The sequence below is a fragment of the Pseudomonas sp. BN415 genome, assembly GCF_029871195.1.
In the GTDB taxonomy this organism is placed as follows: Bacteria; Pseudomonadota; Gammaproteobacteria; order Pseudomonadales; family Pseudomonadaceae; genus Metapseudomonas; species Metapseudomonas resinovorans.
The window spans coordinates 100,700-110,462 of the sequence record NZ_SSOK01000067.1; the positions used below are offsets into that span (position 1 = coordinate 100,700).

At 62.3% G+C, this 9,763-nt stretch carries 10 protein-coding genes and 1 tRNA gene; 3 read left to right on the forward strand and 8 right to left on the reverse strand.

Annotation, left to right across the window (positions count from 1 at the left end; translation table 11 throughout):
• Positions 1-98: 98 nt before the first annotated feature.
• Positions 99-662: an alkyl hydroperoxide reductase subunit C gene (ahpC, locus tag E8F20_RS25740; protein WP_280286274.1), complete on the reverse strand. Its 564-nt coding sequence runs from the start codon at positions 660-662 to the stop codon at positions 99-101.
• 157 nt (positions 663-819) lie between these two features.
• Positions 820-1,785, reverse strand: coding sequence for an NAD(P)H-quinone oxidoreductase (locus E8F20_RS25745; protein ID WP_280286275.1), 966 nt, complete (start codon positions 1,783-1,785; stop codon positions 820-822).
• A 126-nt stretch (positions 1,786-1,911) separates the two neighbouring features.
• On the opposite strand from E8F20_RS25745, the gene E8F20_RS25750 reads away from it, so the two are divergent.
• Positions 1,912-3,993: a carboxy terminal-processing peptidase gene (locus E8F20_RS25750; protein WP_280286276.1), complete on the forward strand. Its 2,082-nt coding sequence runs from the start codon at positions 1,912-1,914 to the stop codon at positions 3,991-3,993.
• Between the two features lie 83 nt (positions 3,994-4,076).
• On the forward strand, positions 4,077-5,822 hold the full coding sequence (locus E8F20_RS25755; RefSeq protein ID WP_280286277.1) for a bifunctional diguanylate cyclase/phosphodiesterase: 1,746 nt from the start codon (positions 4,077-4,079) through the stop codon (positions 5,820-5,822).
• 43 nt (positions 5,823-5,865) lie between these two features.
• Here E8F20_RS25755 and E8F20_RS25760 read toward each other — a convergent pair whose 3' ends face one another.
• Genes E8F20_RS25760 through E8F20_RS25770 form a run of 3 tightly spaced genes read right to left on the reverse strand, consistent with a single transcriptional unit; the run spans position 5,866 to position 7,009 of the window.
• Positions 5,866-6,333 carry a sel1 repeat family protein gene (locus E8F20_RS25760; RefSeq protein WP_280286278.1) on the reverse strand — a complete coding sequence of 156 codons (468 nt, stop codon included), beginning with the start codon at positions 6,331-6,333 and terminating at the stop codon, positions 5,866-5,868.
• On the reverse strand, positions 6,333-6,698 hold the full coding sequence (locus E8F20_RS25765) for a hypothetical protein (protein ID WP_280286279.1): 366 nt from the start codon (positions 6,696-6,698) through the stop codon (positions 6,333-6,335). Before E8F20_RS25765 ends, E8F20_RS25760 begins: the two co-directional genes overlap by 1 nt.
• A complete protein-coding gene (locus tag E8F20_RS25770) occupies positions 6,695-7,009 on the reverse strand; it encodes a helix-turn-helix transcriptional regulator (RefSeq protein WP_137823129.1) in 315 nt (104 codons plus the stop codon). Before E8F20_RS25770 ends, E8F20_RS25765 begins: the two co-directional genes overlap by 4 nt.
• A gap of 121 nt (positions 7,010-7,130) precedes the next feature.
• Between E8F20_RS25770 and E8F20_RS25775 the strand changes: the two genes are divergently transcribed.
• Entirely contained in the window at positions 7,131-7,892 is a 762-nt protein-coding gene (locus E8F20_RS25775) for an ABC transporter substrate-binding protein (protein WP_280286280.1), read from the forward strand.
• Here the strand turns inward: E8F20_RS25775 and E8F20_RS25780 are convergent.
• The 3 genes from E8F20_RS25780 to E8F20_RS25790 all read right to left on the reverse strand — a co-directional run bounded on the left by E8F20_RS25780 (position 7,880) and on the right by E8F20_RS25790 (position 9,687).
• A complete protein-coding gene (locus tag E8F20_RS25780; RefSeq protein ID WP_280286281.1) occupies positions 7,880-8,314 on the reverse strand; it encodes a DUF1232 domain-containing protein in 435 nt (144 codons plus the stop codon). The two genes, E8F20_RS25775 and E8F20_RS25780, sit on opposite strands and share 13 nt — an antisense overlap.
• 372 nt (positions 8,315-8,686) lie before the next feature.
• A complete protein-coding gene (locus E8F20_RS25785) occupies positions 8,687-9,397 on the reverse strand; it encodes an FKBP-type peptidyl-prolyl cis-trans isomerase (RefSeq protein WP_028628230.1) in 711 nt (236 codons plus the stop codon).
• 213 nt (positions 9,398-9,610) lie between these two features.
• Positions 9,611-9,687, reverse strand: a tRNA-Asp gene (locus tag E8F20_RS25790).
• Positions 9,688-9,763: the final 76 nt, after the last annotated feature.

Below are 9,763 nucleotides of genomic sequence, written 5' to 3' on the forward strand. Positions count from 1 at the left end.
ATACGAGCGGATTGCCGGAAGGCCCTCCGCTCGCCTTTACAGGGCGTAAAACGGAGTGGGAAGCGTCGAGAGCAAGCGCAACAGCTTCCCGACCGTTTTTAGATCTTGCCTACCAGATCCAGAGACGGGGCGAGGGTCGCTTCGCCTTCTTTCCACTTGGCCGGGCAGACTTCGCCCGGGTGGGCAGCCACGTACTGGGCAGCCTTGACCTTGCGCAGCAGTTCCTGGGCGTCACGGCCGATACCGCCGGCGTTGACTTCGACGATCTGGATCTTGCCTTCCGGGTCGATCACGAAAGTGCCACGGTCAGCCAGACCGGCTTCTTCGATCAGCACTTCAAAGTTCTTGGACAGAACCCAGGTCGGGTCGCCAACCAGCGGGTACTGGATCTTGCCGATGGTGTCGGAAGTGTCGTGCCAGGCCTTGTGCGTGAAGTGGGTGTCAGTGGACACACCGTAGATTTCCACGCCCAGTTTCTGGAACTCGGCGTAGTTGTCGGCCAGGTCGCCCAGTTCGGTCGGGCAAACGAAGGTGAAGTCAGCCGGGTAGAAGAAGAATACGGACCACTTGCCCTTCAGGCTGGCTTCGGTCAGTTCGACGAACTTGCCCTGATGGTAGGCGGTGGCTTTGAACGGTTTGACTTCGGTATTGATCAGAGACATCGCAACGTCCTCGTTGGGTTAGAAAATTTACCCGACGAAGAGTATTGGGTTATTCCAAAAAGATCATATTGATTGACCCCATCAGAACGATTGATTACTTCAATGCAACTCCCCGACGCCCCGCCACGCGTGGCCTGGAGCGCCGGAGAGCCGCGCCTCAGACGAGGCTTTCGTCGAGCAGGAGCACCAGTTTTCCTTCCACCTGGTTGCTGGCCAACGCCTCGAAGGCAGCCTCGGCGTCCTTGGCCGAATAGGCTTTTTCCAGACGTGGTTGCAGGCGCCCTTCCTCGAACAATGGCCAGACCTGCTGGCGCAACTCGCTGATGAGGTCAGCCTTGAACTGCTCGTCGCGGCTGCGCAAGGTAGAGCCAATCAGCTGCACCCGCTTGCCCAGCAGCAGGGCCATGTCCAGCTCGGCCTTGCGCCCGCCCATCAGGCCAATGTTCACCCAGCGTCCGTCGGTGGCGGCCAGGGCCAGGTTGAGACTGGCGTAGTTACCGCCGACCGGGTCGAGAATCACATCGAAGGGGCCGAAATCACGCAGGCTTTCCAGGCTCTCGCCGCGCAGCGCACCGCCTTGGGCACCGAGGGATTCGCAATAGGCTAGGCGCTCGGCCGAGCCCACACTGACCCAGCAGGGATTGCCGAAGGCCTTGCACAGCTGGATGGCTGCCGAGCCGACACCGCTGGCCCCGGCGTGCAGCAGCACTTTCTCGCCAGGCTTGATGCCGGCCAGTTGGAACAGGTTGAGCCAGGCCGTGGCGTAGACCTCTGGCAGCGCAGCAGCCTCAGCCAGGGACAAGCCTTCCGGCACGGGCAGCACATGGCGGGCATCCACCACCACTTCTTCGGCCATGCCACCGCCGGCAAGCAGACAGCAGACACGGTCCCCCACCCGCCAGGCACCACTACCGGCCCCCACTTCGGCAATCACTCCGGAGGCTTCCAGGCCAAGAACGTCGCTGGCTCCCGGCGGCGGCGGATAAAGCCCGGCGCGCTGCAACAGGTCGGCCCGGTTCAGGCCGGCAGCCGCCACGCGAATCCGCACCTGCCCCACATCACAGGCCGGACTGGCCCGCTCCCCCCACTCCACGCGCCCTTCGACGCCTTGCAATGCCTTCACGGTGCCTCCATAGTGAGCTTGGACCTGGCCCGGCGAGTAGCCGGGCCTTCGCATTGCGCCGATGGAACCCGGCGCCCTCAAATACGGCCTAATATGCGTTATCACCTGTCCCGACGTCGAATCAGCATGAAGCGCTCCCTGATCAGTTCTGCACTTGCCTTGGCCCTCAGCGTCAGCATCCTGCCGCTGCATGCCGCCCCCACAGCCCCGAACAGTTGGGATGCCATTCAGCCCGACCGCGAACAGGTGATCGCCAGCCTCAACGTAGTGGAACTGCTCAAGCGCCACCACTACAACAAGCCGCCGCTCAACGATGAGCGCTCGGTAAAGATCTACGAGGGCTACCTCAAGCTCCTCGACCCGGCGCGAATGTACTTCACCGCTGCCGATATCGCGGAATTCGACAAGTGGCGCACGCGCTTCGACGACCTGCTGAAAAGCGGAGACCTGGAGCCCGGCTTCGTCATCTACAAGCGCCACCTTGACCGCCTCAAGGAACGCCTGGACTTCGCCCTGGCGATGCTCGACAAGGGCGTCGACAAGATCGATTTCACCGTCGACGAAAACCTGGAAACCGACCGCGAGAAAGCCCCCTGGGCCAAGGACCGCGCGGCCCTCGACGATCTCTGGCGCAAGCGCGTGAAAGATGAAGTACTGCGCCTGAAGATCGCCAAGAAGGACCCCAAGGCCATCCAGGAACTGCTGATCAAACGCTACAAGAATCAGCTTTCCCGCCTCGACCAGACCCGTGGCGAAGACGTGTTCCAGGCCTACATCAACGCCTTTGCCCAGACTTACGACCCGCACACCCAGTACCTCTCCCCGGATAACGCGGAAAACTTCGACATCAACATGAGCCTGTCCCTCGAGGGCATCGGCGCCGTGTTGCAGAGCGACAACGAGTACGTGAAGGTGGTGCGCCTCGTACCGGCCGGGCCAGCCGAGAAAAGCAAGCAGGTCGCACCAGCGGACAAGATCGTTGGCGTTGCCCAGGGCAACGGCGAAATGGTCGATGTGATCGGCTGGCGCCTGGACGAGGTGGTCAAGCTGATCCGCGGCCCGAAAGGCTCCGTGGTGCGCCTGGAAGTGATTCCGGCCAGCAACGCCCCGAACGACCAGACCAGCAAGGTAGTCGCCATCACCCGCGAAGCCGTGAAGCTGGAAGAACAGGCCGCGAAGAAATCCGTCATCAACCTTGAGCATGAGGGCAGCAAGTTCAAGCTCGGCGTGATCGAGGTACCGGCCTTCTACCTGGACTTCAAAGCCTTCCGTGCCGGTGATCCCGAGTACAAGAGCACCACCCGTGACGTGAAGAAACTCCTCGGCGAACTGCAGAAAGAGCACGTCGACGGCGTGGTCATCGACCTGCGCAACAACGGCGGCGGCTCCCTGCAGGAAGCCACCGAGCTGACCGGCCTGTTCATCGACCAGGGGCCGACCGTGCTGGTTCGCAACAGCGACGGCCGAGTCGACGTGCTGGCCGACGAGAACACCGGCGCTTTCTACACTGGCCCGATGGCCGTGCTGGTCAACCGCCTGTCCGCGTCCGCCTCGGAGATCTTCGCCGGCGCCATGCAGGACTACCACCGCGCGCTGATCATCGGTGGCCAGACCTTCGGCAAGGGCACCGTGCAGACCATCCAGCCGCTGAACCATGGCGAGCTCAAGCTGACCCTGGCCAAGTTCTACCGCGTATCCGGCCAGAGCACCCAGCACCAGGGAGTGCTGCCTGACATCGAGTACCCTTCGGTGGTAGACACCAAGCAGATCGGTGAAAGCGCTCTTCCCGAGGCCATGCCCTGGGATAGCATCCGCCCGGCCATCAAGCCCGAGCTGGACCCCTTCAAGCCGTTCCTGGCCGAACTGAAGGCCCGCCACGATTCGCGCACGGCGCAGAATCCGGACTTCGTCTACAGCCGAGAGCGCCTGGCTCTGGCGCAGAAGCTGATGAAGGACACCGTGGTCAGCCTCAACGAGACCAAGCGCCGCGCCCAGCAAACAGATATCGAGACCAAGCAGTTGGCGATGGAGAACACCCGTCGCAAGGCCAAGGGCGAGGAACTCCTGAAGGAACTCAAGCCGGAAGACGAAGACGCCGTGCCGGTAGAAGAGGAAAAGACCAAACCGGAAGATGACGCCTACCTGACCGAAACCGGGCAGATCCTGCTGGATTATCTGGGCCTGAACGCATCTGTGGCGAAACATTGAAATGATGTCATAACGCCGTCACATAACTGTCGTGAAATCCGGGGGCCGCAATTGCGGCCCCTTTCTTTTTCACGAGTAACAGCATGACCGTCACCGAGCAGTTGAGCGCGCTGGGCCTGATCCTCGCTCACGGCGACTTGCACAGCCTGTTCCAGCCAATCCTGTCGCTGTCTGAACGGCGCATCATCGGCTACGAAGCCCTGACCCGCGGCCCATCCAACAGCCCGCTGCACTCGCCAATGACCCTGTTCGCTGTGGCGCGCCACGCAGGGCGTCTGAGCGACCTGGAAATGGCATGTCGCAAGAGCGCCTGCCGCCGCTTCAAGGAGCTCCAGCTCGACGGCCTGCTGTTCCTCAACGTTTCCCCAGAGTCGCTGCTGGACCCGGCACACCAGCCGGGCCGCACCCTGAAAATGCTGCAAGCCTTCGGCATTCCCCCTAGTCAGGTGGTTATCGAACTCACCGAGCAGACCCCGACCGAAGACTTCAACCTGCTCGATACCGCCCTGCACCACTACCGCGCCATGGGCTTCTCCATCGCCCTGGACGACCTGGGCGCGGGCTATTCCAGCTTGCGCCTGTGGTCCGAGCTGCGCCCGGATTACGTGAAGATCGACCGCCACTTCATCGACGGCATCCACCAGGATGCGGTGAAGCGCGAGTTCGTCGAATCCATCCTGAAAATGGCCAAGGCTTCCCGCGCCCAGGTCATAGCCGAAGGCATCGAACTGGCAGAAGAGCTGGCGGTGCTCGCGGAAATGGGTATCGACCTGGTCCAGGGCTATCTTCTCGGACGTCCCCAGGAACATCCCTCTCGTGATGCGCGCGTCCTGCTGCCGCCGCTGGAGTCGACCGGCAACATGAACGAGGAGAGCAGCGACCTTTCCGCCCTGCTCAACGAGCAACCGGCTGTGCACGAGGACACGCCCATCCACCAGGTGCTCGAAGCCTTTCGTGCCCAGGCCAATCTCAACTCACTCGCGGTGCTCGACGCCCATCAGCGACCGGTCGGAATCGTCCATCGCCACCTGCTTTCGGAAGCCTTGCTCCGCCCCTTCGCCACCGACCTGTTCGCCCGCAAATCCGTGAACCGGCTGATGAGCACGGATTTCCTCGCTGTGGAAATGGGGCAATCCCTGCAGCAGGTCAGTCGCCTGATCACCAGCCGAGCCAGACAGCGTATCGAAGAAGACTTCATCCTTATCCTCGACGGCCGCTATCGAGGGCTGGGACGGGTAATCGACGTGCTCAAACTGATCACCGAGCTGAAGATCCAGCAGGCCCGACATGCCAACCCGCTAACCTTGCTGCCGGGTAACGTACCCATCCAGCAGTGCCTAACACGGTTGTTGCAGCAGCGCCGCCAAGCGGTGATCTGCTACGTGGATATCGACAGCTTTAAACCCTTCAACGACCTCTACGGTTACGCCAAGGGTGACGAAGTGCTGCTTTGCCTGGCCCAGTGCCTGAGCGAACGGGTGGACCCGGCGCGGGATTTCGTCGGCCATATAGGCGGCGATGACTTCTTGCTGGTACTGGGATCGGACGACTGGCGCGTCCGACTCAGTTACTTGCTGGAAGACTTCCAGGGCCAGTGCCGACGCTTCTACCGCAACGACCACTTGCAGGCAGGGTGCTTCGTCGCCCACAACCGCCACGGCCAGCGAGAAGAGTTTCCCCTGCTGTCGCTATCCATCGGTGTGGTGACCCTCAAACCGGAGGATTGCACACAACTGGACGCCTCGCAGCTGGCGGGGCTCGCGTCGGAAGCCAAACGCCACGCCAAGGCCATGCCCGGCTACAGCCTGCACATCATCGAAGCGGTTTGAAGGGCCCAGGGATGCTGCCGGTGTAGCTCAACTCAGCGGCGAGTCAGAGGCCAAGCTCATCCGCGCGTCGGGCGGCACGCTGGGCAGCGCCGGAATCGGATTCGAGGCCCGGTCCGCCATCGCGATAGAGATCGGCCAGTTTACGCGCGGCCAGAGGGTGGCCGGCATCGGCGGCCAGGCCCCACCAGCGCGCGGCATCGGCGGCATCCGGTGCTTGCCGAGCGTCGCCAGCCAGGCTCAGTACGCCCAGTTGGTAGGCGGACTTGCCATCACCGGCCTGCGCCGCCTGGCGCAGCAGGCGAACACCCTCCTCCCGCGCACCGAAACCATGCCCACGGTGCAGCAACAAGTGACCGTAGAAGCTCTGCGCAGGCACATCGCCCAAGGCAGCCATTCGTGCGTACTGGCCCTGCATCCACTGCCAGGCACGGGGTTGGGCAACCAGCTTCGGAAAGCGTATCAGCCAGCGCGCCGCCTGATAGCCGATCCGCGCCCTCAGCCTCCAGAACATCACTGTTCCTCGGGGTAGCTGAACTCGAACACCCGCACTACTTCGGAGGCGTGCCAGGAGGCCGCCGCGATGCCATCCGGAGGACCGGAGAAACGCCCCAGGCGCTCGACGCACTCGAAGAAACCGGTGCGCGGCAAGCGGCTGGCACCCTGGCTGATGACCAGGGAACTACGCAGTGGACGCTCGGCGCGGGCATCGAGGGCAGCCAGATGCTCAAGGGCCGCAGTGAGGGTCTGCATGGCCGGGGATGGCAATTGCAGACGTTCGATCAACGCCCGATAAGTCAGCAGGTGCCGCTGACGACGTGCGTCTTCCAGTTCATTCAACAGGGCTTGCCAGTGCTGGCGGCTGATTCGCAGACTCAAGATCCGGACTCCCAGCCGGAAACCCCGAGGGCACGCGCCAGACCGCGCTTGATGGCTTCATCAGGCTCACGTTCGCCGCTCTCGATCAGCCCCAGGTAGTGGGGGCTGATGCCCACCGCGCGGGCCAGTTGCTCCAGGCTCTGCCCCTGGGCTTCGCGCAGCGACTTCATTTGTCCGATCGCCGTCCTGGCAGGCTCGGCGGCCGTTTCTGTGGTGGCCTGGCCGGCGGCGCGCAGTAGCGCCTGGTATTCGGCCCAGGGCAGCACTGCGTACTCCGCCTGGCCGTCACGCATGATCACTTGCACACTCATTGAAGCTCCCCGTGGAACGCAGTGCCGACTGCTTCAGCACCTCCATGCAGGCGGCCATATTATCAGGCCAAGGGCCCGCAGAGGGTGAACTATACTGCGTCCACCAGGCGGGGGAAGGTACGTGACGCGGCATTTTCATGTGGTTTTCTGGATACTCGTCAGCCTCTGGTCCGGCCTGCTGCGGGCCGAAGAGCTGCGCTGGGGCTTCGGCCCAGCTGACGGCATGCCCTACGTTCAGGTGAGCGAACATGTCCTGCTCGGCGGCTTCATCCGTCGCCTCGGCGAGCGTATTGCCAAGGATCTGTCTGTTTCGGTGAGCTTCGTCGAAACACCGAACAAACGCATCGAGGAATCCCTGAAAAACGGGCGCATCCATCTGATCTGCAACTCCAACCCCGAATGGATGGTCGACGCTCCGGCCTATCACTGGTCACCACCACTGTTCGAAGAAGAAGACGCCCTTCTCCAGCACCGCGACAGCCCAGCGATCAACGGCCTGACCGATCTCAAGGGCAAGGTGCTGGGCACCAGCCTGGGTTACGCCTACAGCATGCCGTTGATGGAAGCCTTCGCGAACCACGACGTGGAACGCAAGGACGTGCGCGACCTGGACACTCGCCTGAACCTGCTGAGCCACAAGCGGCTGGATGCCGTCATCGATATGCGCCGTGCCCTTGCCTATGAATTGGCCGCGCGCCCCGACGTACCGCTGGTGTTCAGCCCCTGGGTAGTGGAGCGCTATCGTTTGCATTGCGCCTATGGCAGCCAGCTGCCGGTACCGGCCGAGCACCTGGATGCTGCACTGCAGAGCCTGCGGGACAGCGGCGAACTCGAATCACTGCTGCAAGGCGAACAGCAGCGCGCCGGGCTTCAGGATCGCTGAGAGTCCGGCGCCGGTAATCGCTCCAGCAGCGCCTGCACTTCCGGTGACTGCTTCTCGCGCCAGGCCCGGAAGGCGTCCAACTCTCCACCCCAGGTCTTCAGGACCCAGGCCAGCACCGCCAGGTCGTCGACGAAACCCATGCCAACCAGCCAGTCCGGAAGCGCATCGAGAGGCGTGACAAAGTAGAGCAATGCCCCCACCACCGCGAGGAATGCCTTGGGGTTGATCTGCCGGTACTCACCCCGCAACCAGGCATTGGCCAGGGACAGTAACAGTCGCAAGTCATCCTTCACCGCGCCCAGACGACCGCTCTGGCTCGAGCTCTTGCGGGATGCAGCCAACAGCAGTGACGGCAATCGCCCACCGGCCAGGAAACGTTGTGCCAGGGTCAGGTAACGCTGGAAATTCCAAGGTGCTTTCATCGGTACTCCTCGGCAGAAGCTTGGCCTAGAGGGCTTGGTGCGGTTATCCACGAAATCTGTGGATAACCTTGTGAACAGTTTTCCACAGAGAGGGGAAAAGGCCCATATCATGCGGCTCCGCGACAGATCGGGCAAAATTTGCCCACTGCCAAAAGACCAGCAAAATCAAGCATTTGACCTGGCAGTCCGCAATGCGACCGCAGGTCGCATTCGGTACGAGCATGGTTACCCGGTCATGTGCATAACCGTAACACTTTCGCGCCACCCCACTCCCGTTGTGACCGAAAGGTCGGCTCTCGGTTCGAGCGGGACCGGCGACGGAAGCGAAAACGCCCCGTCGAGACGGGGCGTTTTTGGGGAACCAACTACCGCTTACTGCTGCTCGGCGGCGGCCGGATCCTTGATGCTGATTAGTTCCAGGTCGAACACCAGCACCGAGTTGGCCGGAATGGCCGGGCTCGGGCTCTGCTCGCCGTAGGCCAGCTCGCTGGGGATGAAGAGTTTGACCTTTTCACCCACATGCATCAGTTGCAGGCCTTCGACCCAGCCCGGGATCACGCCGTTGACCGGCAGGTCGATGGGGCTGCCACGCTGGACGGAGCTGTCGAATACGGTGCCATCGGTCAGCTTGCCTTCGTAGTGAACGGTCACTACGTCGGTGGCTTTGGGCTGCGCACCTTCGGCCTTCTTCACGATCTCGTACTGCAGGCCGGAAGCGGTGGTCACAACGCCTTCGCGCTTGCCGTTGTCTTCGAGGAATTTCTTGCCGGCTTTGGCGTTCTCGGCATTCAGCGCGGTCATGCGCTCTTCGGCACGCTTCTGCAGGAAGGCAAAGGCTTCAACCAGCTCTTCGTCCTTCAGGCGCTGCTCCTTCTTGCCGATGGCGTCTTCGATACCCTGGGCAACGGCCTTGGGATCAAGGTCGTCCATGCCTTCCTGAGCCAGGCTCTTGCCCATGTTCAGGCCGATACCGTAGGAGGCTTTCTGGGCCGGAGTCTTGAGTTCAACGCTGGTCTGCGAATCGCAGCCCGCGAGAACCAGGCCCACCAGGGCCACAGCGGCCGCCAACCGATGTTGTTTCATGCTGAATCCTTGTCTGTCGCCGTGATGGCAATACGATGGAGCGGCGAGCTTAGCAGGCCGCCGCGAGGAGTGGCTATGGGCAATGAGAACAGGGGTTTGGCAATAAGTTCAGCGTCTTGCGCCGCGTCACGTAAGCAACGATGTCAGCGCTGTAGGACCTTTCGGCCAGACAAAGAAAAAGCCCCCAGGCATTACTACCTGAGGGCTTTTATATGGCGCAGCGGACGGGACTCGAACCCGCGACCCCCGGCGTGACAGGCCGGTATTCTAACCGACTGAACTACCGCTGCGCGTAACCACAAAAATGGTGGGTGATGACGGGATCGAACCGCCGACCCTCTGCTTGTAAGGCAGATGCTCTCCCGG